The sequence below is a fragment of the Parapedobacter pyrenivorans genome (genome assembly GCF_014636865.1).
In the GTDB taxonomy this organism is placed as follows: domain Bacteria; phylum Bacteroidota; class Bacteroidia; order Sphingobacteriales; family Sphingobacteriaceae; genus Parapedobacter; species Parapedobacter pyrenivorans.
Genome location: NZ_BMER01000002.1, coordinates 642,419 through 665,981 on the forward strand (window position 1 = coordinate 642,419; position 23,563 = coordinate 665,981).

Sequence of the window (23,563 nt, forward strand, 5' to 3'; positions counted from 1 at the left end):
TAACAACGTTTTCCTTTTACAACTCTTCTGCCGGTATTGCATCCAACGGCGGAACATTGTCCGCATATCCATCATAGCCAAAATTCTGATTGATCACACCCAAAGTATTGGCGTCAATCATAGATTGCGGTATTGGCCAAAGCACATGATATGACTGGATTTCATAGGTTTGTCCATTGAACGCAACAACATGATCGCGGAAGAAATTGTTTTTTTCCATCAGCCAATCATAGTAAAAGTTGGCGGTTCCGAAGGTAGACGACGAGTAAGTCTTGCCATTAAACGCTTTTCCAGTTTGTGCGAAAATGAAGGCGATGCGGGTTAGTTCGGTCCTTCTCGGTTCTTCCCAATACAGCTCTCGTGCACGCTCAGACAAGACCGTGCCAATATCGATCTGGTTAGCATCGGTATAGGGAGCACAATGCGCACGGGTCCGCACTTCATTAATGTCTACCATGGCCTGGTCTGGCTGTCCTTTCCACCAATAAGCTTCCGCACGCAATAGGTAGGTCTCGGCCAGACGGAAAATATACCAGTCACCGGCCCCACCACGGGGCTGCACCGTTCTGGGGTCTGGGGTATACAATTTATAATGAGGCCACCCGTACCAATTCCCTATGGTATCCGTAGTCAACACCCTGCCATCCTCATCCCGCAATTGAAGCGGCTTTCCATAATAAGGGTTCGATCCGTTAAGGTCTGGATGGTTATATACCAGATCTTCCATTCTCATCCAATTATACTGTTTGTGACGCAGGTCATTCGGGTCATCCCATATTTCGAAGGCGTGGTATACCGTAGGTGGGGTACGGCCGATACCACGGCCGAACGAGCGTACCAAATCGATTTCCCGGCCAGCCTGATCCGACATCCCCGGCCGGCCATCGGGTGTATAGATTTGCTTGGCGGCTGTCTTGCTCCAAAATGGAACTGCTTGTCGCATCGTCTGCAAATTCACCCGGGAGCTCGGTAAACTTTCTTCAGAATTGACCATATACAATACTTCCTTATTTTCGGGAATATGCTTATTGGCAAACCAGTGCAGCCGGGCAACCACATCGTCCCGTACGATTCCTCTGCTTGAAAAATAGTTTCCCTCTTCTTGGGGAATGACCCCAAAGGGCTCCCGCATCAGTGCATATACACCGCCATTGATTACGGCGCTGGCCGAAGCGATAGCATCGTCAAACTCACCTAATGCCAGATTGATTTTTGTCAATAAGTGCCCGCATGCCCCTTTGGTAGGTCTACCTTTATCTACGTTATCAGACACCCATTGTACTGCAAACTCCAGATCTTCTTTCATCTTTCGCAAAATAACTTCCCTTCGGGTAGTCTGAAAATCGAGTCTGGGCGATACAATATGCTTGCCCACATATGGAACATCCCCAAATTGATGGGTCAGTCGATAATAACGCATCGCTCGATGGAAATAAGCCATCCCTAAAATGGAATTTCTTTCGGTCTCATCCATCTCAAAGCTGTTGACAGCATCAATGACCACATGCGCATTCCTCAGCCCCCTATATGCATTTTCGATGTGCCATAAGATTTGATTCCCATTGCCATTGTTCAGGTTACCAGTTGGCGTCACCATCAACGTTGCATTTTGGTTTGTACCGGGGTTGTCATTCATCCCTTCCACACACAGATCCGAAAACATCAACTCCGTAAGGTATGGCGGGGCATCTCCGTAGATTTCCTCCCGTATTTGAATGTCGCAGGCGGCGAGTGCGTTGTAAAGGCTCGCTACGGTAGTCATTGCGTTTTCCGGTGTAAAAATGGACAGTGGATTGGGATTCAGGAACGTTTTATTGCAACCGTAGGGAATCATCAAAAAAGCAAGCGATGACACCGCACCCCATACAACAAATTTGATTTTTTTATATATCGTCTTCATATCCGTTATCATTTTGTGGTTTACATGTTATAGCGACAGATTGACTCCGAACGTATAGTTTCTCGGATATAATCCTTCGGCCTGCGGGTCGGTCTGTTCCCAGTCTGGAGCCCAGAAGCCCACATTCTGAATATTAAAAAATAGCTTTAGGCTTTTCAGGTTGACGGTATCGAGGTATCGTTGTGGGAAACGGTATGCCAAGCTAATCCGATCAAGGCGTACAAACGATTTATTCCTATAGATATCAAACGGTACACCGCCTGTTAATGCATAAAGCCTGCTATACCGATTGGTCGGGTTCTCCGGGGTCCAGTATTCTGTCGCAAATGCATTTTGCCGCTCCGGGAAACCATCACTGTTCTTGGCTCGGTTAAATGTTGCTTTATATCCCAATTGTGCGTACATATTGAAGGCAAACTCAAGGTTCTTGAAAAAGACGAATTCCTGCCGGAGATTCCACCGGAATTGGGGTTCCCTGTAGCCCTGGAATTCGTAGTCCTCCTGGTTGATCACCCCGTTTCCATCTACGTCTTTAAGCTTAAAGTCTCCCGGATACTGCCCATATTCAGCCGCCTGTTCTTCTTCTCCCAATTGCCACACACCCAATACCTTTGGAGCCCATATCACATCGATGGCTTTGCCAATAAACCACCGGTTGGGAATATCATCGGACTCGCGCTGGCCGGTAACATTGCCTTCGTCATCCAATACCTCTTCCATATTGCCATAAAGGCTGACAATTTTATTCCTGTTGACCGTGAAATTAAAACCGGAGTTCCAACTGAAATTCTCCCGTTTGAGGATAGCGGCATTTAAGGTAAACTCAATCCCCCGGTTTTCGATTTTTCCCAAGTTATCTGTCACACTGGCATAACTATTAATCAACGGCAAACTCCGGTCAACCAGCAAGTCCAATGTCGTTGACCTATAAAGATCGATAGACCCATCCAAGAGCCCTTCTTTAATGGAAAAATCGAATCCAAGATTCAATTGCTGCGTTCGTTCCCACTTCAATTCATGATTAGCCATTCGTTCAACAAACATTCGATTCACCTCGTATGGATTTCCCGTTTCCAATGAATAATAGGGATATTGGCTAATTCCTATTGGAGACAACGCATCATAAATACCAATGGCGGAATTTCCATTCTCACCCCACGACAAGCGGAGTTTACCATAGGTGAGGATATTGCTTTGAAGGAACCGTTCATCGCTGATCACCCAGCCCAATGCTACCGTAGGGAAATAGGCCCTGGGATTCCTCATGCCAAAGGCGGAAAACCCATCCCTTCGCAGTGCGACCGTAGCCATGTACCGATCTTTAAAAGCGTAATTCAGGCGGCCCATCAATGCATCGCGTGTGCTATAGATGTCATCACTTCCCATATTCCGCGTGTCGCTTCCGCCCGCACCGACGTTGTGATAACCCAACACGTCAGAAGGTGCAAATTCCTGAACGCTGAGGTTATCACCCCACCCCTGTACTTTTTCTGCATTGATCAGAACCGTCGCATCCAATTGGTGGTTATTGAATCTGTGGCTCCATTTAATCAGGTTATCCAACTGCCATGTAAAATTTTCAGTATGCTCCCTATCCACCTGGCCACCAAACAGGCCCCACTCTTGATGTTCCGAAGACTGATGGTTAAAATACCGCCGCATATTGAAGTGAGGCGTATAATTTGCTTGATAACTTATCCCGAAAGGCAATTGCACCTGCGCGAACAGCGTACTGGTGATGGTGGTGATATCCAATAAACGGTCTGTAAAAGCCCGATCGTAAAGCGGATTACGGGCAGCTACCAAATCGTCAACCGGACTCAACCGCAACGTTGTGCCATCGTCTTCATACATGCTCCCCCATGGCGAGATCACTTGGATATTTGTCCCAGCATTAACATTGCTTTCGTCTCTTCTCGCAAACTGAGAATTAATCCCGACTTTCAGCCAACTGGTCACATCGGCATCGATGTTGATACGGTTCCTGATGGTCTTGAACTGGTCGCCTACTACTACGCCTTCATTATTATTATAGCCCAGAGAAACAAAATAGGTTAGCGCATTGGCTCTTCCGGATAGGGACACATTGTGATCCTGCCTTAGTGCCTGCTGATAAATCATGTCTGCCCAGTCAATCGATTTCCCGGCTTTATAATTTTCGATTTCCAATGGTCGCAACCCTAGCCGTGAAAGCCAGATATCCAATGGTTCGCCTGCTAGACCACCTCGCCACTCGTCCAATGTAACCCCCGATGGTAAGTCATTGGGATCATCATATAGATACAATTTGTCTTTGGTAGTTGGATTGTAGTAGTTTAGCGACTTCATCAAATCAGAACGCCAATTGACAAACTCGTCGGCACCATATACTTTTCCATACCGGGTGGGCTGTGCTACACCAATGCTGGAATTAAAGCTAATAATCGGCTTGCCACTGTCTTTCCCCCGCTTCGTGGTGATCTGGATGACCCCATTCGCACTCCGTGCTCCATAAATCGCTGCCGAGGATGCATCTTTCATTACATCTATTGATTCAACATCGTTTGGATTGATGTCCGAGAGATTTCCGACATAAATCACTCCATCCAGTACGATCAGCGGATCAGTGGATGTTCTCAAACTATTGTTGCCGCGTATCTCAAAGCTTCCGCCCCCTTGCGCCGAGGAAGAGACCCCAACCGCCAAACCCGGTGTATTATTACGCAGAATGTCTGCTATATTCTGGGGCCTTTCATTTTCAAATTGTTCGGCACTCACCGATGCGATGGCTCCCGTTAAATCTCTCCTTCGCTGTTCTCCGTATCCAATGACCACCACTTCATCAAGCCTGTCGCTGGATGCATCGAGGAAAATGTTTAATTGCGTGGTTTCATTATTGATTACGATTTCCTTGGCACCAAATCCGATGGAGCTAAAAACAAGCGTCTCCCCTACATTGGCAGTAATCGAAAAATCGCCCTCGTTGTCCGTTACGGTTTGCTGGTTTCTATCCTTGACCCGTACCGTTACTCCGGTAATCCCCAAACTATCTGTAGACGACAAAACCTTGCCAGTAATGGTTTTGGTTTGGGCATAGGCAGCTTGGATAAACAACATTGCCGCAAGCATACCATATAGTAATAGTCTAATTCTTTTCATCATTTAATTGGTTGTGGTCAGTTAGCGATTGTCTGCGCTACAGCGTGTTTGAACACTTTTTTGAAGTGTGATGGGACATTGCCGCCCCATCGCACCAGGAGGTTGGAATCATTTTACGACAAAATTCGGCATCACGTAGCTATAAACCTCATAGCGAAGTTCACTCCATGCGCTTTTCTTGGGGTAAGGGTAACCAGGATACAGTTCCCTGTCTTCCGGCACGAACTTTACACGTACCCGTATCGATGAGCGGCCCTGCGTCAACCGTGCTGGGATTAAAAACTCATCGTCACGGAACTTCCGGTTAGATGTCATCACCTCGTATACCCGCTCGCCCAACTCTCCCTTGGGTGGCGAATACATGTAGCTATTAGATCCAGCCGTATACCAAATCCCGGCATACTCCCATTTTGGGTTTTCTGGATCGAATGAACCGCTGGCGTCGGCGATGTATACTTCTGCCTTCTGGTTAGGAAAACTGTAATCGAAGGCTCGTCGTAACATCGCTCCATAGTTCTTCGAATCCAAGTGAACGGAAAACTCAGACTCGCCCCGTGTATACCTACCTGTTTCGGTATGGGGCGCAAAAACTTCACTTCCGATATACCGATCGTAGTGGTCACGTTCGTCCTTAGGCAATTCCCAAGCTTCCTGTGGAAAAGTGTCAATAGACAACCCATCATAGCGAGAAGTAATCTCTTCTACTTCAGAAGCATGCGGCGAATGATAAGCATGATATTTTTCGCTTTGTTCATTACCGACATTCAGCTCATCTGTTTGGATTAGCGATGCCGACGGCAACCCATACCAATAAGTCACCGTTCGATAATGCTCTTTGGACAAGTTCCATCCTCCGTGCTCCAAATTGATCACCGCCCGGTTACCGAACGGCATGGCATCGGCAATCAGAAATCGATAGGCGGAGTGATAGCTATCCTTTTCATTTTTAGCTTCATCACCACGTCTGGCACCTACTGGATGTCCAGCAAAAGGTAAAGTCATGGTTTCTCCGCCCCAATAGTCTCCACCACCACCCCATTCCTCGGTTCCGGTTCCATGGGCCTGGGGGGTTCGGGCGCCATCGAAGAAAAAGCGTGGATCGGCTTCCAATGTTTGCAGGAAGTTACGCTTCGTAAATAGAAACGACGTCCCCACGAAATTGCCCGACCAGACATCTTCTCCCTCCACGCCACGGGTATCTAATAAAGTCATATCCAGCCCCAGTTCCGGATCGGCAAAATCCTTGTAGGTCGCATGGAAATAACTACTTTGATTGGGAGCCACATCCTTATACGGTTCATAGCGTATCTCATACTGAATCTCGGTATCGCCAGGGTCTATGCCCGCAATTTCAAAACGAGCGGACTTGAAAAACGGCATTGGATAATAACACGACAATTCGACTTGCTGGCTGTCGTAATCAAAACGAATGTTGATTGGAAAACCTTTAACAAGAAATTCCTGCTGCTCACGATTGTAAAGTGTTCCGGTACCATAAAACAATGCCAGCGGTGCATTAATGGATGGATTAATGCGGTCATCCCATGTGACCAATAATTGCAAATCCTCCAAATCGATTGCCTTTTCGAGCGGAATGGTAAACTTGAGCGCCCTGACAACCGATGGGCCGGCATCCCGGATTTCTGCAAACACCTTGCGGGAATTGTCAAGTGCGATGGTCCCCTGCTTTGCGGGTATGTCTTTGGGCGCAATATCACTTCCCGAACGGCTCAGTAAATCGACCACATCGCGGTCCGGCACATCATTAACATCCCATGCCTTAATCGGCTGTGAAAGGTGTTTCTCATTGGCATATCGCTTATAGATATAGTACCCCGTACCGTAAAACGTACGTGAATAGGCCAGCTGGAGAGATTTTTGGAAGCCAATAGGCACCCACATCAAATCCGCGCCTTTGGTCTTGGTCCAGGTAAACGTAAGCGGTTCCGGAAATGCCTTCTCGGGGAGAAAGGTGGCGTGGGTTATTTCTTTTTTCGCATTTTCCGGATCATCGGTGCCGGTCTCCTTGATTACATAGTCATGGTCGTCGACTACATAATGCCAAGGGCTACCGTGCCAGTGATTTGTCCGTTTGAAGTAAAGTACCCCTGGTCCGACAACATCCATTGTCACATTAAAATCCTCACTTTTACCCATCCAGAGGAAGTTACGCGAATCCGCTGCCCGATTCCCCCCTTCCCGCATATAGGTACTGATCATATAAGCCCGTTCACCGATTCGTTGCAGCGGTAGCTTATCCCACATCCGGTAAGCATCCAAACCTACCGGAATAGTAGGTGGTTGCTGGGCGGTTAGTCGACTGATCTGGCAGTTCAACCCCAAAAAAACAAACAAATACAAGAATCTATTTTTCATAATTTTGTCTTTATATCTTTAGTAAACTCAATGGACTTATAACACACCTAATTTTTTACCGATCACTCCGCTTTGTTAAACTATCTAGCTAAAGTAGCAACAACCAAGTAGTGCAGCTTAAATGGGATTTGCAGGTTACTAAACTATCTTAACGAAGCATCCTATCATTCTGTTTCCACCTCATCAAATCGGAGCTTGGCTATCCGCATACCATCCAAACCTCGCTTCAGCGAAACGATATAGTACTGGTCGCCTTCCTTGATAATCTCGGGAGCAGCGACATGTAGTTGCCCCACCAAATAACGGTCGTCGTCGTCTCCGAAATCAAGCGGATCCGGCGAGCTGTATTGAGTATTCAGCGAATAACGGCCGTATAACTGATTTCTGAATAGCACGTAACTATCGTTTATCTTTACAACAAATGGGCATTCGATGTCACCGGCATACCAATTGGTCTGTTCAAGCGGCGTGCCACCCCTTGAAACAACCACGGCATCACTCCATTCCTTCATGTCCTTGGAAGTTCTGCAGTAAATGGCCCCCTGTGGTCCGAACGTCTTATCGTCATGTTCATTATGGGCACTGTAATAGCAATAATAGGTGTCCGAGATTTTCAGCACCATAGCATCCCGTGTATTATACAGTGGACCGGAAAACAAAGCCGGAGTTCCGCTTTCATTCAGCACGCGGATAAATTCCTTGCCGTCCTCGCTCGTGGCCAGACAAATCCTGTTCCAATCCCCATAAAACATGTAATATATGCCTTCTTCTTCGAAAACATACGGAGCCTGCAATCCTCCTTCTGTCTCGCCCAGTGTGGTATCGGCAACCATTGCGATACCCTTTGGCTGCCACGCCGTATCGGTAAGGCTTTTACCCTCCCATCGATAAAAAAGTCGGGTGTTGCCACCGATCTTGGTATTCCGGATACATGACCAAAGTTGCCACGTACCGTCCTTTGCTTTCCAAACACCGAAATCGACGGGCTCCTGCCGATCCTTGTTGTAAGCTCCCAAATCCGGCATACTCGTGATATCCTGCCATTTGCTATCGATGACCGCCTTATAACGGAAGTCCTTATCTCGGTTTTCACAGGATCCGAACATTACCGCCAATAGGCACATAACTATACGTATTTCGGTCGTATACGTCAACGCGCTCAAATAGATGCGGTTCTTTTTTCTCATTGGTTTCATTTTTACGTGTCGATCTTAAAAAATCAGCAGTATAACGGTACTAGCAACACCAATGTTGGAATTAACCTAGTTTATAATCATACTAAGGTAGTAGCTTTTATCACTTCCCGCTTAAATGGGATTTGCAGGCTGCTAAAGTATCTTAGCAAGATCGAACAACCATCAGTTTTTCAAGCAGATACACCTTACTCAACAAGTATGATCCTATTTTCTTTCCAACAATGCATTATTGTATTCCCTGATTAGTGGAAGTACAAAATCAGCTGCCTGCCTTGCGGCCGTGTCCGGATCGGGATTGGGTAAAATCTCTAGGGACAGCCACCCATCGTAGCCCACTTGCAAGAGATTATCCAAAATATTCTTGAAATCCAGATGTCCTTGCCCAGGGGCCAGTCGATTGGAATCCGCAATATGAATATATTTGATATGATCGATGTGCTTTGCAAGCTCCGGCCCAATGGTGACATCTTCGATATTCATGTGAAATACGTCGGGCATCAACATCATGTTGGGCATCCCTATTTTCTTCATTAGCGCCACTCCCTCCCTTACGGATACAATAAAATCAATCTCGTATCGGTTTACAGGTTCCAGAATCAATGTGACATCACGTTTAAGCGCATACGTACATAATTCCTGTGCTACATCAACAAATAATGCTTCGACTTCTTCACGCGGCTTGTTTCCTATTGATCCTCTCACCCGGCCGATATTGACAATCTGTCCAAACTCAGCGGCTAAATCAATCAATTCTTTGAAAATGAGCACCGTATCGTTTCTCTTTTCAATATTTTCATGCGTCAGGCGCAATCCCCCATCTGCATAAACCTGGCCCGTCGAAATGCAGGAAACCTCAATACCATGTACATCCAACATGCTGCGGAGATAAGATGGATTGATTTCTTCTGCCCTTCGCAACGCCAGCTCCACGCCGTTAAAACCAAGTTCGGCAGCTTTTTGAATACTCTTTTCAAATCCACGGAAAACGACGAAAGCACTTGGCAGGGCATGTTCGCCCGCAATCGCAACGGATAATTTCATATGTTTTTTACTATGTTAACGTGTTCAATTTTTTTGATTAGGCCTAGGATGACCAAGAAACTTAGTGGATGAAGCGTACCTGAAATCACAAATGCAGGCCCATATCCATACTCTTCGATTACAAAACCGATACAGAAGCTGAAAAGCATAGCACCATAGGTACCGATACAACCCATCAGTCCCGATACCGATCCGATAATCCTGGACGGAAACATGTCCGCAGCCAACGTTTGCACAATAGTAGACCACAATTGATGGCCAAACATGGCTAATCCAAAGAAAATTATCGCGCCCATCAATGGAGCGCCGACGATAAACAACGAAAGGGGCAACATCGATGCTGCGATAGCCATGGGTATTTTCCGGGCTATGTTGAGCGAACCTGTTTTTTTTAGCAGGTAGCTGCTAAACCATCCCCCTAAAAAACTGCCTGCACCGGCAAATGCGTAGGGAATCCACGCGTATGATCCGATGCCAATGATATCCAATCCCCGAACGTCATTAAGGTATTTGGGCAACCAAAAAATAAAGAAAAACCATCCCGCATCTGTCAGAAACTTCACTACCAGCAATCCCCATACCTTACGGTACCTAAATAGGCTAATCCATGGAAGGTCCACTTTTTGTTCCGCAGTATCTTCTGCCAATGCTTGGATGATCACTGACTTTTCCGTCTCGGTAATGAACCGGCTTTTAGCAGGGCGTTCATAGATCTTAAGCCATGCAATTACCCAGATCAATCCAAGCAAGCCGGTCAAAATAAATGCCCAACGCCAATCGAATACCGTGATGACCAAGGCAAGTAGCGGCGGCGCGATTACCGCACCCAAGCTGGATCCGGTATTGAATATGCCGAATGCAAATGCCCGCTCTTTGGCCGGAAACCACTCTGATACGGCCTTAGCCGATCCCGGAAACCCGCCTCCTTCGCCGAGCCCCAATAGGAATCTGACGATACCCAGCCCCAAAACACCGGAGACAAAACCATGCAACATATTGGCAATCGACCACCAAATAATCATGATTGCATATCCCATACGGGTGCCCAACACATCAAGCAATCGACCACCTACGGCATACATCGTACCGTAGGCAAATAGAAAGAGGCTGTTGATCATCCCATATTCTGAATCACTGACCGAAAAAGACTTACGGAGTTCGCCAATAGCCACCGGCAGTGTTTGCCTATCCAGGTAATTAATGGCTGTTGCCAGTGCAATCAGACCGACAATCCACCACCGCAGGTTCTTAATTTTCATGCTTTTTCCCAAGTTTCCTTCACAAACTCAACCGCTCTCTTCACCCCTTCCGTACCTTGATTACCCCACTCCTCTAAACACAGCCATCCGTCAAAGTGCTTGGTTTTCAAGTAACTGAATATGGTCTCAAATGGCACGATACCTGTTCCGATGGCTACGGGATCCATTTTACCCTTAGTGGCCGTTTCAGCAACGTGTATGGTCTTCACCTGATCGAACACTTGATCCAGTACTTCCAGTGTTGTGTCTTCCCCTGCCACCAAAATATTGGCCGTATCGAAGTTGATTCCAATCGACGTGCCTCGTAGCTGCCGTGCGATCTCCAAAAAAATTGCTGGCGGGTTGCTAAAGTCCATATAGTCCCAGGCTCCCGGTTTGGAATGATCTTCGTAAACCAAAGTAATTCCATATTTATCACTGACTGGCGCGGCCTTTTTCAAATACATTACAGCCCAAGCAATCCCATCCTGCTCACTGGTTTTCGGATGTGCTTGACCAGCTGTCACACGGAGGTATTTAGCCCCAACCGCTGAAGCCAACGCAATATCATGCACCAAAAAGTCAAATTCGCGTTCACGCTGTTGCGGATCAGGATGGGTAAAATCCGGGTAGGTAGTCACCATCACCAACGGAATACCCACTTCGGAAATAGCCGTCCTGATTTCACGGATGTAGTTGGGGGTATGGTTTTTCAATAAGATAATGCCAATATCAAAAGCATCCAATCCAATGCTTTTACAGAAATATGCATATTCACGAATGGTCATTTCACCATTCATTATGTTCGGAAATAAAGAAACGGACAAGCAGCTAGTCTTCATGATTTCAATGCTATTAATATGTTAATGGGTTATCTTTCAAAAGGCTTTCCAAAGGACGTAACTAATCCACCGTCCACGTAAATAAGCTGTCCGTTGATAAAATCCGACGCAGCGGAGGCAAGGAAAATTGCCGTCCCGACTAAATCCTCGGGGGTTCCCCACCTGCCGGCTGGTGTTCTGCTAATGATGTAGTCATTCAGCGGGTTGCCCGGTTTACGATAATCGGTATTTATAGGTGTCGCAATATATCCGGGGCCTATACCATTTACCTGGATATTATAGGGGGCCCATTCGGTAGCCAGATTCCGGGTAAGCATTTTCAGCCCGCCCTTTGCAGCGGAGTAGGCTACCACACTATCCCGCCCCAACTCACTCATCAGCGAGCAGATATTGATAATTTTCCCACTTCTCCGCCCAATCATATATTGCCCTACGTATTTTGACATCAAAAATGGGGCAGTTAGATCAGTAAGGATGACGTCATGCCAATCCTGCTCTTCGAGGGATTCTGCCGGGCCCCGGCGGATGATTCCGGCATTGTTTACCAAAATATCAATAGGCCCATGCTGCTTCTCAATATCAGAAATCGCATCCTTGATCTGACGGGCATCCGTAATGTCGAAAAGCACACCAACAGCTGCCAATCCAGCCTGTTCAAAGGACACCAATGCTTCATCCAGCTTTTCCCGTTTTCTGGCATTGATGACAACCATTGCACCCGCCTGCGCCAAACCACGCGCTATGGAAAATCCGATTCCTTGCGTACCCCCGGTCACCAATACACGCTTACCCTGCAACTTGAATAATGATAATGACATAAATCAGGTTTATAATATCAATTACATTGTCAAAACAAAAGTAGAAGCTAGGTATGCGTGCTCCCTAAAGGGGATTTGCAACTGCTTAAATTATTTTAGCTAATATTGGGCAGTCGCATAGGTTTCAAATGTACCGACTGGTACTGGCTGGGGGTGAGCCCGACGATTTTCTTGAATTGGTTGTTGAAATGCGGGAAATTGTTGAAACCGGTTTCAAAGCACACCTGCGAAATACTCAATTGATCGTCGATGAGTAGTTTGCATGCATTACCGATTTTTATTTCATTGAGAAATTGCGTGTAGGTTTTATTGGTCCGGGATTTGAAATAACGGCAAAAGGCGGTCACACTCATATTGGCCACGGAAGATACTTCTTCCAATGTCGGATTTTCGACATAATGGTCCATAATATACTGGTACACCCTGTTCATGCGCTCACAATCATCCTCATCAACGTATCGCGCAAATGAATCACTCGACAAACATTCATATTCACCCGTGCTCGCCATGATTTTCAGGATTGTCAGCAAATCAATGATTTTGTCAGCCCCGTCTTTATGGTCATCAAACCGTTGGATATGGTGCTTCAATTTTTCCTTGGTGGCGCCTTTGAATTTAATCCCTTTCTTGGATTGGTGCAGCAGTCTCCGGATCAGGGCCATATCGGGAATGTTCCAAAAGTCTTTACCAAGGAAGTCTTCTTTGAAATAAACCACGATCGCTTTCGAGCGCAATATCGAATCTTTGCGGTAATAATCGGGATCACTCCGGTATAAATGCGGAATATTAGCACCGTAAAAAACCAAATCTCCCGACCGAAATCGCTGCATACTATCACCAACAAACCGCATACCCGTACCTTCTTGCACCAGCATGATTTCGTAATCGGGATGGAAATGCCAGGAAGGAAAAAAATACGGTTCGTCCACTGACATAATCTGGAAGGATTTGTCTTTCTGCGTGTTGACTATTTTTAACAACGGCTTCATGGCATGGTCATTAATGACTAAGCGTATTACAGGTGGTACAATTGGCAAAAAACAATAAAGTTTTATACAAATATATTATTTTTCCCAAATTCACCGCCTAAAGTAGATTAGCAATCGTATAAACTTTCTTATCAAGTAGCCTGCGGTAAGGAATATTCACCCTTATCTTTATGCCATGAAACCCATCCTCCGAAAAATAGACCCCGGTACTGATTACTCCTTCAGTGTACGTCAAGATATCCATCCTTATCTGTATAATCGCTGGCACTACCACCCCGAAGTAGAACTTACTTTTATACGCAAGGGCAACGGTATCCGCCTGGTTGGCGACAGCATGCAACCTTTTGAAGACGGTGACCTTGTACTGCTGGGAGCAAATGTTCCCCATTTATGGCGCAGTGATTCCAGTTACTTCAAAGAGTCCTCGAAGTTGACCATCGAGGCCATTGCCATCCATTTCAAAGTTGATTTTTGGGGCGACTTCTTCTTAGCATTGCCTGAAATGACACCGATAAAGAAGTTGCTTGAAGGGGCACAACGCGGTATGCGGATTACCGGCCGTACGCATGCCTTGGTGGCAGCAAAGATGGAAGAGATTATCCATATGCAGGGTGTGGCGCGGATTGAACAACTACTTCATATGCTGAATCTCATCGCGCTACCGGGCGAATGTGAACCCCTTTCCAGTACAGGGTTCGTCCAAACATACAACGCCAACAACACCGATCGCATCGACCAGATTTTCAACTATACCTTCACTCACTTTAGAGAACCGATGTCTATTGAAAAAGTGGCCGGGGCTGTGAACCTAAGTCCACATTCATTCTGCAGGTATTTCAAGACCCGTACATTGAAAACCTATTGGCAGTTCCTATTGGAAGTGCGCATAGGATACGCCTGCAAACTATTGATTGAAAATAAATGGAACATCTCCGAGGTCGCCTTTACATCCGGATTCAGTAATCTATCCAATTTCAACCGACAGTTCAAAGCGGTCATGCAATTGACCCCAATACAATATGTAAAAGCATATACCACCAACCCTCAGTTATAGCCAACGGTATTACTCAGCGTACCAATAGGCTCGATGGTAATATTCACCTCATCATCAGGTGCCAACGTAAAATCGTTGGCAGGAACCAAGCACGTACCTGTCATCAGGTAACTTCCATAGACAAACCGGCATTCACGGTACAGGTAACCTGCCAATTCCTCCAAAGAACGTTTAATACGGCTAATTTTTACGGAATCGCTAAACATGAGGTTTCCCGCTCTCGAAATCTGCATGGAAATGGTTGTTTCCGGATCAATAGTCGATTCCGGCACATACAGGCAGGGGCCTAATGCGGCACTACGGTCGTACACCTTTGCCTGCGGGAGATACAGCGCGTTCTCACCTTCTATGCTGCGCGAACTCATATCGTTTCCTATCGTATATCCTTGGATGATCCCGTGCGAATTAATAAAAAGTGTCAGTTCGGGTTCGGGCACATCCCACATCGAGTCCTTGCGGATGCTTACTGCCCCCCCGTGCCCGACGACCCGGTTCGGCGTTGCCTTGAAAAATAATTCCGGTCTCTCAGCATGATACACCTTGTCGTATAAGTCTGCCCCGCCCGATTCCTTCGCTTCTTCCATCCGTGCTTCCATGCTTCGAAAATAGGTTACGCCTGCTGCCCATACCTCCTGGTTACCGATCGGCGGCAATAATTCATTGGCAATCCAGCGTTCTGCTTCCTGCATTCCTACCTCCAGCATCGATTTTAATGATGCGCTCAGATAGCCATATAGCGAATCGCGGTTAACGAGTTGATCCCAATCCTGATCGATCCGATAATATCCGTCGGCTACATGGAGCAGGGTACCCTGCGTTGTTTTATATAATTTCATAGATTATAAATTTACTAGGTGGTTATACATGATGTTAAAGCGAGATACCCCGCTTCCACGGGATGAAATCATCGTGCCCCCCTGCTTCTGCCTTGGCAATCACCTCGCCACTGGCCACTCGGATGACATATTCCAATATCCGTTCGCCAGCTTCTTCGATCGATTCTTCCCCTCGGATTATGGTTCCGGCATCCAAATCGATGATATCTTCCATTTTTTCATAAAGTAGCGTATTCGTCGAAACCTTTACAACGGGTGTTATGGGGTTCCCCGTTGGCGTGCCCAATCCAGTGGTGAACACCACCACTGTTGCACCGGACCCCACTTCAGCGGTAGTGGATTCGATATCGCTTCCGGGTGTACAGAGCAACGTTAATCCCGGTTTGGCTACCTTTTCGGGATAATCTAATACGTCCGCTACGGGTGATGTTCCGCCTTTTTTGGCGGCACCCGCAGATTTAATGGCATCGGTAATCAGGCCATCGCGGATGTTACCCGCAGACGGGTTGGAGTCAAATCCCGAGCCCACCGCCTCTGCCCTGTGCTGGTACGTCTTCATCAGGTTAACAAATCTTTCCGCCGTTTCCTCATCCACGCACCGGTCACTAAGCTCCTGCTCCACGCCGCAGAGCTCGGGGAATTCCGAAAGCACGACCGATGCACCTAGGGTTACCAATATATCAGAAGCATAACCCAGTGCAGGATTGGCCGAAATACCTGAAAATCCATCCGATCCCCCACACTCCAAGCCAAGGCAGAGCTGGTCGATCGGTGCCGGCTGCCGCTTACATTGATTAGCCATAACTAGCCCATCAAAGGTCTTGGTGATGGCTTCGTGCAGTAGGTCCGCCTCGTTGCCGACACGCTGCTGCTCCAGCAGATACAAAGGTTTGGTGAATTTCGCATCACGGCATGCGATTTCTGCTTCAAGCAATGGAATCTGCGCATTCTGGCACCCGAGACTCAACACGGTTGCCCCCGCCACATTCGGATGGGTGACGTAGCCCGCGAGCAGGCCGCAGAGGGTCTTGGCATCATCTTTTGTCCCTCCACAGCCAAGGGTGTGGGTCAGCAATTTGATACCGTCAACATGCTCGAACAATTTGTCCGGCAAACCAGTTGGCGCAGATGGATCTACCGAAGATGAGACGACATCTCCCGGCTCACCGGAGCGATGCTGCCGTTTCAACGCACGGACCAAGCCGCTATACGGAGATACTTCGTGCTGATAACCCAATTCCTTGACAAGGGTTTCGTGGATGATACTCACGTTCTTATTTTCACAGAAAACCAATGGGATGACTAACCAATAATTTTTGGTCCCTACCGATCCATCAGCTCGATGATAGCCTAGGAATGTCCTATCCTTCCATTTTGACACGTCTGGCCGTGTCCAGTCGGTCTTCCGTTGGCTCACACGATACTCCCCGGAAGCATGGCGGATGTTTGAAGTGGAGATCAATTCGCCTTTACGGATCGGAACAACGGCCATACCTACAAGTACACCATACATGATGATATCCGTACCCACTTCAAAATCCTGGATAGCATATTTATGCTTAGCCGGTACGTCATCCATCAGGGTGATGCGCGTGCTCCCTGTTCCTATCCATTCACCAACTGATAAATCTGTCAACGCGACCTCCACGTTATCGTGTGGATGTATCCGTAACGATCTTATAGCCATCTTTATTTCTTAAAGCGATTTTTTGGTCAATTCCCCATCAACTTTCCGCCATATATCAGATCCGTTATCACCCCTTAGTTCCACGGGCAGTAATTTTTCCGGATAATTCTGGAAGCTCACAGGTCGTGTAAAGCGATAGATGGCTTGCGTGCCCACAGATGTACTGCGGGCATCCGTAGTAGCCGGAAAGGGCCCGCCGTGGACCATCGCATGGCAAACTTCCACGCCCGTAGGAGCTCCGTTTATCATTAATCTGCCCGCCTTGCGCTCCAATATCCGGAATAACGGAGAGAACGACTCGATATCGTCATCAGTACACCAAACTCCTGCAGTAAGCTGCCCATCCAACATGTTCGCGATTTCGAGCAACTCCGCATTATCTTCCGCGATAACGTGGATGGATGCCGGACCAAAATACTCTTCCCGTAATGCACTGTTACGAAGAAAATCCGTGCCCCTTACACGGAAAGCAATCGGCACGGCAGTATCGGACAATAGCTTATCCGTTTTCCCTTCGGCTAATATGCTGAGCTCGCCGATGGACTTCAAATGCTTTATACCTGCCGAGTAGGCATCGTATATCCCCGGTGTCAACATGGTATGGCACGTTTGTTCGGCCAGTTGCTTACCATAAGCTGCCAGGAACTGCTCCGTCTCCGGCGACTGCAGCATGACCATCAGCCCCGGGTTTGTACAAAACTGGCCTGCGCCCATCGTATTGGAGGCCACTAGGCCAGCGGCCGTTGCATCCGCGTGGTGTTTCAGTCGGTCGGGCAACAGAAAAACAGGATTTATACTACCCATTTCCGCGTATACCGGAATGGGAACAGGCCTCCGCACCGCCGCGTCGTATAGCGCTTTGCCACCAGAAAAGGAACCGGTAAAGGCAACCGCTGTTACCGACGGGTGGGTGATTACCTGTATACTCACTTCCCGGGTTACCACCAGCGCGGCGAAGACCCCATTCGGCATGTTCATTTGGCCAGCTGCCCGTTCGATACAACCGCTCACCAATACAGATGTTTCCGGATGTGCGGAATGTGCCTTATATAGCACCGGACAGCCCGCCGCCAAAGCCGATATCGTATCACCTCCGGCTACTGAAAACGCAAACGGGAAATTGCTCGCTCCAAAAACACAGACCGGACCGATGGGCAATTGCATTTGTCGGATATCCGGTTTGGGCACAGGCGTGCGTTGCGGATTTGCGGTATCGATGATGGCATTCACCCACGATCCTTCTTCCAGCACTGCCGCGAATAAGTTAATCTGATTGATTGTCCGATCAATCTCTCCGTTGAGGCGCCCTTCGGGGAGATGTGTCTCCCGATGGCTGGTCTCAACGAGATCAGCTCGGATTGCACCAATTTCACGGGCGATTTGTCGCAGGAAATTAGCACGGCGAGACTTGGGGCACAGTCGATAGGCCTCGAACGCATTTGCTGCTTGCTTAATGTATTTCTCGACTTCGCCCCATTCCATTGTGGTACGGGCTGTCTCCTTCAAAGGTTTATCCGTCATTAGCGTATCCCTATAGGTTTTTTCAAAAGTTACAACAAAATAAGCTAACAATCTAGTGGTTTTCCAACAAATTGTTAGCTTATTCTGATACAATATTGGCTTAAGGGACTGCTGTCAATGAGGGGGTCTTTATTTAGATGCGATATTCAGCCATTTTCATGTTTCTTTGTTCGCTATATTGGATGAGGAGTTTAAACCATGCATTGTCTCGAACATTACTCATGAATCACGATTTCATACGTTCCCGATCCAAGTGCTATTTTAAAACCGTTCCCCTCATGCTTAATATCTTTAACCAGTTTACTTTCCGTGATTACCTTTCCATTAAGATAAACACGGTCTAACGACGGCGATTCCAAATAAAAATAGGCCGTCGTATTGACCGGTATTCCAAGGGAATGGGTTTTTCTCGCGCCCGAGTAATCCCATGCAGACTTGATCATCCCGGCGATGGAATGGTAGGCGCCACTCGCCTTCTTTAGCTGGATATCCGGAGATGGGATTTCAGGCCTGATGAAAAAGGTACGGAAGCCACTTTCGATCGGCTTTATACCGACCATATTCTCGAACATCCATTCATTGACTGCTCCGAATGCGTAGTGGCTAAACGAATTCATCGAAGCATTATGAACGAAACCTTCACCTTTGATATAGCTATCCCACCTTTCCCAAATTGAAGTGGCACCGTTTACAACCTCATAACCCAATGAAGGATACTCCGTACTCAATAGGAGCTTATAAGCTTTGTCGGTAGACCCGGTCATGGATAACGCAGGCAGTAAAGGTTTGAATCCCAAGAAGCCCGTTGTTAACTTATCATCATGTTGCTCAACGAGCTCACGGAGAAAACGCCCTGCAAGTCGAAAGTCTGGTTCATCGAGAAGATGCATATAGATGGCATTGGCATAAGACGTCTGGGTGTGGCCCGCAAATCCATTCTGCCCCTCTACGTACCCTTCACCGTTGCCATAACTGGCCGCGTCTATCTTAAATGCTCCGTCCTGCATGTAATGGTTCATGATTGCATCTTTGATTGACGAGGACAGTTCGCTATAGGTCAACGCGAAGTCCGCTTCTCCTATGGCGGCACACATTTCTTCCATCAATCGCGCACAGTGGAAGTAATACATCGCTGCTAGCAAATCTGGGCTTGTTTTCTTTCCAACGGATAGCCAATCACCAAATCCCCCCTTCGGGCTTATTTCCTCAAAGCTTCCCTCTCGTATCACGCCGTCGCTGTCTGCCTTGGATTTAAGGAAATCCATGAATTTTACCATATAAGGCAATGACTTTTCCACGATACGGGTATCATTGTAGGCACGGAAAATTTCATAGGTACAGATGATGCCTGCTTCCGACCACCCCGGCGAATACGTATCGGAGGCTCTTATCGCCGCTTTTCCATTGCCATCGACGGGCATCGGGGCGTAAACGGGAAAAGCACCATTAGGCCATTGCGAGTCATTCAAATCCTGAATCCATTTCGTATGGAAAGCGGCAATATCGTTATTATAGGTTGCCGAGCGGATATAAACCTGCGCATCCGCAGTCCAGCCCAATCGCTCGTCGCGTTGCGGGCAATCTGTTGGAACATCGAGGTAATTAGCCCGTTGCGTCCAAACAATATTACTGTATATCTGGTTCAATACGCTGTTATCCGTCTCGAGGTGACCTGCGGTTTCGAGATCCGAGCTCATGGCCAATCCCACCAAAAAATCCGCTTTTGGCATCTCCGTTAACCCGGAAACCTCAACAAACTGAAATCCATGAAACGTGAAACTTGGGCTCCATTCTTCACCACGGGGATCTCCCTTAAGCACATAGGTATCTGTCGCCCGTGCGGTCCGCAGGTTTTCGGTAACCAACGTTCCGTTGGGATGCAACATCTCACCATACCTGAAAACCAAGGAATCGTTTGGCTTTCCTTTGATCTTCAGCCGAATGATGCCTGCAAAGTTTTGGCCGAAATCAATAATGTATTTACCATTATCCAATCGCTTGATGGTTTTTATCGGCAGCTCGTTGACAACCCGTACAGGCTGACTGGGGTACAGCTGGAGTTTACGACCTTCTTTTTCCCCAAACACTTGTACCGAAAGCCAACCGTCATCGTTGAAATTCACGTTATTCCAGCCCAGCCTTTCTTTTGTGGCATCATGGCGCTCGCCCTGCAAGAGATCGGATTCCGTGATTGCGCCCGTCGACGCCTTCCAATCAGCGCCGGTGGATATCACTTGCCTACTTCCGTCCTCAAATGTGAGTTCGACCTGGGCCTTCAGCAACGGGATATCTCCATAATATCCCCTTACCTTCTCAGTGCCCACCAACAGGGCATATCCCAAATACCCTGAATACCAACCGTCAGACAATACGGCTCCAAACACGTTTGTACCATTTTGCAGATAGGAAGTCACGTCATAGGCATTATAATAAACACGCTTGTCGTAGTCCGTCCATCCCGATGCAAAGTAATCCCGGCCTATTTTATTCCCGTTAATGTAAAATTCATGTAATCCGAGTGAACTGATGTATAGTCTGGCTGTTCGAACCTTTTTGGTTATTTCGGCCTCGTTCCGGAGGTAGGGCGATGGCGGCAAATGGTATTTTCCCAACTTCGCATGGTCATTCAAATCGTAACCAATCCAAGTCGCTTTCCAATCGGTATCCGCCAACAGCCCCATCTCCCAAAAATTGGCCTCACTCCACTTGCCTGCTTTGTCATCAGCGTCCCACACCCGTACTTTCCACCAAACCTGCTGGCGTGACTTAAGTTCCTTACCGACATAAGCGATCTGATTCGTCTGAGAAGAGATCACTTTTCCGGTATCCCAGATATCGCCTTCATCCCTATTCAGTTCTTCCAACGACGAAGCAACAATGACCTGGTAAGCGGATTGATATTGGTTGTATTTTTTGGAAACAAGCTCCCAACTTAACCGCGGCGACTTCTCATCGAGAAAAGGGTTATTCTTATATTCTGCACGCAGATTCACCGGCGTGATATCAACTGCTAGCGTAAATAGGCTGACATGCAATAAACAACTACAAATGAGGTATCTTATCATGTTTATAAAATTAGGAAACTACTGGTATTTAGCAAATTGACAACATGTTTTCATAATTCGGTTTTTGCCGTTTACCGCTAACTAAAGATAACATTTTTATTAAGTTAATTCATAATCCTGTAAGACAATAGTGCCTATCTTATAGCGTCTTTTCCCGTCATTATCGGGGTATGGAAGCTCATAGATCGGGGTGCCATCCTGCTCCCCCACAGAAACGTATAGAACGTATGTACCCGGCAAACAAGCACGGGAGAAAACCCCTTTCCGGTCGTGATGCGCGGGCGCGATCACGAAAGTTGACGCTAACGCGTGCTCCGCTTTTTTGTCGGGCGAGGAGACTGGAAGGCTTTTCAAGTTAAACGAGGTATCGGTCAGAACGGACACAATCCCACCTTGCTCATCCTTGAGCGTGAAACAGGGGTAGCCGCCGCCATAGCAGGGGGCAACCCCTGCGTTCGCCCATTTACTCTGGATGATAAACGGGGCCCCCTTCCTGATTACGGATGGCCAGGTAATTTCCGGCGCCTGCAGTCGGTACCCGATGCGCCGGTTTATCCGGGCGATTAGCTCCTTGTTTTTCTCGTAGAATATATCCGGCCACCAATGGATGGAAAGGAATGACGCGTGATATTCCTCCACGGCACGTAGAAGGAGCTCATCGTCCCACGCTCCCCGATCGACTGAACCGCCGAAGTGTTCATGTTCCAGTACTACGGGAAGTGTAGGCCAGAATAGCTCGGCCATCTCGCTGTGGTACCAATTGTTGGGTTCCGGCTGCACGAGGATACTGTCATCATGGATAGAGACGCCGCGAGAAAAAGCGTAGTCGGTAATCGGAAACCGCTCGCCGCTGAGATTGTGCCCCACGTAGTCGTCAGAAATACAAAGAAGCGTGTTTTTAAAGTGACGTCGATAGAGATCAATCATCTGCTTCTGCGTTTCAAAGCCCCATGAATGGCCGTGTTTCGGCGTGGTGAGTACGGTATGCCCTTCTCCCCACATGCCGTAATGGCCGACAAATACATACGCGATATGGGGATTGTTGTCGTACCTTTCCGCAAGTATTCGGACAAACTTCTCCACCTTTTCAAGGAAAATCGGGTCGTCGTAATTCGGCTCAAGAAAGCCGTCAACTTCGTAATGCTCAGCGCCCGCGTCGAAAACCCAGCGGGGCGTCCCCGATTCCATCCAGTTCTCGGTAGCCGTGATACAAAGCGCTACCTGCCCTCCATTGTCGATCCACCGTTGGGCAGGCGTATCGAGTATTTCCCAGACAAAATTGTTCTCTTCCGGCTCAATGAAAGCCCAGGGGAGACGGAGGAATACCGTGTTCATTCCCGGAAAATAACGGACAGCGTCGGAAGCAGCCAGCTTGGATCCATAATTTTGGTATAGGTTGGAATAGAAATAGGTTACCCAACCCATCCCGGGATTGATTAATGCCTCCCCGTTATCTATCGGTTTCACACGATGAATCGCTATGGGACGGGAATCAATTGCAGGAGCGAACGGAAGTTTATCGGTCGTTTGTGCCTGGCCAATTTCCGGGCGCATACCCCATAGGTCGGCGTGAAGCCCTGTAGCCAACCCTGCTGTCGCAAAACCAGCTGTCTTAAAAAATTTCCTTCGGTCGGTATTCATGTTTTATATATTGATTGCTAATACACTACAAAAATTACCCTGAATAGTAGTCGCCCTCCCGAAAATCATATCAACAGTTGGATGACGCCAGTACCCGTTTAGCGGGTCAGCAAATGTTTCGGAAGCAAGTACGGACTCGAACTCGTCCATGTAATTTTTGATGTAGTGCCATGGATCCTCTCGCAGATCGTCTTCCGGGTCAGGATTCTTGGACGAATAGC

At 47.5% G+C, this 23,563-nt stretch carries 15 protein-coding genes; 1 reads left to right on the forward strand and 14 read right to left on the reverse strand.

Annotation, left to right across the window (positions count from 1 at the left end):
* Positions 1 to 16: 16 nt before the first annotated feature.
* The 9 genes from IEV98_RS14525 to IEV98_RS14565 all read right to left on the reverse strand — a co-directional run bounded on the left by IEV98_RS14525 (position 17) and on the right by IEV98_RS14565 (position 13,538).
* Positions 17 to 1,900 carry a RagB/SusD family nutrient uptake outer membrane protein gene (locus IEV98_RS14525; RefSeq protein ID WP_188506703.1) on the reverse strand — a complete coding sequence of 628 codons (1,884 nt, stop codon included), beginning with the start codon at positions 1,898 to 1,900 and terminating at the stop codon, positions 17 to 19.
* A gap of 27 nt (positions 1,901 to 1,927) precedes the next feature.
* Positions 1,928 to 5,041 (reverse strand): SusC/RagA family TonB-linked outer membrane protein, encoded by a 3,114-nt coding sequence (locus IEV98_RS14530; protein ID WP_188506704.1) that lies wholly within the window; start codon positions 5,039 to 5,041, stop codon positions 1,928 to 1,930.
* A 105-nt stretch (positions 5,042 to 5,146) separates the two neighbouring features.
* Complete coding sequence (locus IEV98_RS14535; RefSeq protein WP_188506705.1) at positions 5,147 to 7,414, reverse strand: DUF2961 domain-containing protein; 2,268 nt, start codon at positions 7,412 to 7,414, stop codon at positions 5,147 to 5,149.
* Between the two features lie 164 nt (positions 7,415 to 7,578).
* Positions 7,579 to 8,601: a glycoside hydrolase family 32 protein gene (locus tag IEV98_RS14540; RefSeq protein WP_188506706.1), complete on the reverse strand. Its 1,023-nt coding sequence runs from the start codon at positions 8,599 to 8,601 to the stop codon at positions 7,579 to 7,581.
* Between the two features lie 213 nt (positions 8,602 to 8,814).
* Complete coding sequence (locus tag IEV98_RS14545) at positions 8,815 to 9,651, reverse strand: sugar phosphate isomerase/epimerase family protein (RefSeq protein ID WP_188506707.1); 837 nt, start codon at positions 9,649 to 9,651, stop codon at positions 8,815 to 8,817.
* Positions 9,648 to 10,910: an MFS transporter gene (locus IEV98_RS14550; RefSeq protein ID WP_188506708.1), complete on the reverse strand. Its 1,263-nt coding sequence runs from the start codon at positions 10,908 to 10,910 to the stop codon at positions 9,648 to 9,650. Before IEV98_RS14550 ends, IEV98_RS14545 begins: the two co-directional genes overlap by 4 nt.
* The gene (locus tag IEV98_RS14555) at positions 10,907 to 11,731 is read right to left on the reverse strand and encodes a sugar phosphate isomerase/epimerase family protein (RefSeq protein ID WP_188506709.1); all 825 of its coding nucleotides are present in this window, start codon (positions 11,729 to 11,731) and stop codon (positions 10,907 to 10,909) included. The genes IEV98_RS14550 and IEV98_RS14555 overlap by 4 nt, the downstream gene beginning before the upstream one ends.
* A gap of 29 nt (positions 11,732 to 11,760) precedes the next feature.
* The gene (locus IEV98_RS14560; protein ID WP_188506710.1) at positions 11,761 to 12,549 is read right to left on the reverse strand and encodes an SDR family NAD(P)-dependent oxidoreductase; all 789 of its coding nucleotides are present in this window, start codon (positions 12,547 to 12,549) and stop codon (positions 11,761 to 11,763) included.
* Positions 12,550 to 12,644: 95 nt separating this feature from the next.
* A complete protein-coding gene (locus tag IEV98_RS14565) occupies positions 12,645 to 13,538 on the reverse strand; it encodes an AraC family transcriptional regulator (RefSeq protein WP_188506711.1) in 894 nt (297 codons plus the stop codon).
* A 175-nt stretch (positions 13,539 to 13,713) separates the two neighbouring features.
* On the opposite strand from IEV98_RS14565, the gene IEV98_RS14570 reads away from it, so the two are divergent.
* Positions 13,714 to 14,592: an AraC family transcriptional regulator gene (locus IEV98_RS14570; protein ID WP_188506712.1), complete on the forward strand. Its 879-nt coding sequence runs from the start codon at positions 13,714 to 13,716 to the stop codon at positions 14,590 to 14,592.
* On the opposite strand, the gene IEV98_RS14575 is transcribed toward IEV98_RS14570, so the two are convergent.
* From IEV98_RS14575 to IEV98_RS14595, 5 genes are all read right to left on the reverse strand, one after another.
* Positions 14,583 to 15,428 (reverse strand): fumarylacetoacetate hydrolase family protein, encoded by an 846-nt coding sequence (locus IEV98_RS14575; RefSeq protein ID WP_188506713.1) that lies wholly within the window; start codon positions 15,426 to 15,428, stop codon positions 14,583 to 14,585. The two genes, IEV98_RS14570 and IEV98_RS14575, sit on opposite strands and share 10 nt — an antisense overlap.
* 34 nt (positions 15,429 to 15,462) lie before the next feature.
* Positions 15,463 to 17,115 (reverse strand): UxaA family hydrolase, encoded by a 1,653-nt coding sequence (locus IEV98_RS14580; RefSeq protein WP_188506714.1) that lies wholly within the window; start codon positions 17,113 to 17,115, stop codon positions 15,463 to 15,465.
* Between the two features lie 9 nt (positions 17,116 to 17,124).
* Positions 17,125 to 18,636, reverse strand: coding sequence for an aldehyde dehydrogenase (NADP(+)) (locus IEV98_RS14585; protein WP_188506715.1), 1,512 nt, complete (start codon positions 18,634 to 18,636; stop codon positions 17,125 to 17,127).
* A 215-nt stretch (positions 18,637 to 18,851) separates the two neighbouring features.
* Positions 18,852 to 21,701: an alpha-L-rhamnosidase gene (locus IEV98_RS14590; protein WP_188506716.1), complete on the reverse strand. Its 2,850-nt coding sequence runs from the start codon at positions 21,699 to 21,701 to the stop codon at positions 18,852 to 18,854.
* A 99-nt stretch (positions 21,702 to 21,800) separates the two neighbouring features.
* Positions 21,801 to 23,342 carry a DUF4832 domain-containing protein gene (locus IEV98_RS14595; protein WP_188506717.1) on the reverse strand — a complete coding sequence of 514 codons (1,542 nt, stop codon included), beginning with the start codon at positions 23,340 to 23,342 and terminating at the stop codon, positions 21,801 to 21,803.
* Positions 23,343 to 23,563 lie beyond the last annotated feature (221 nt).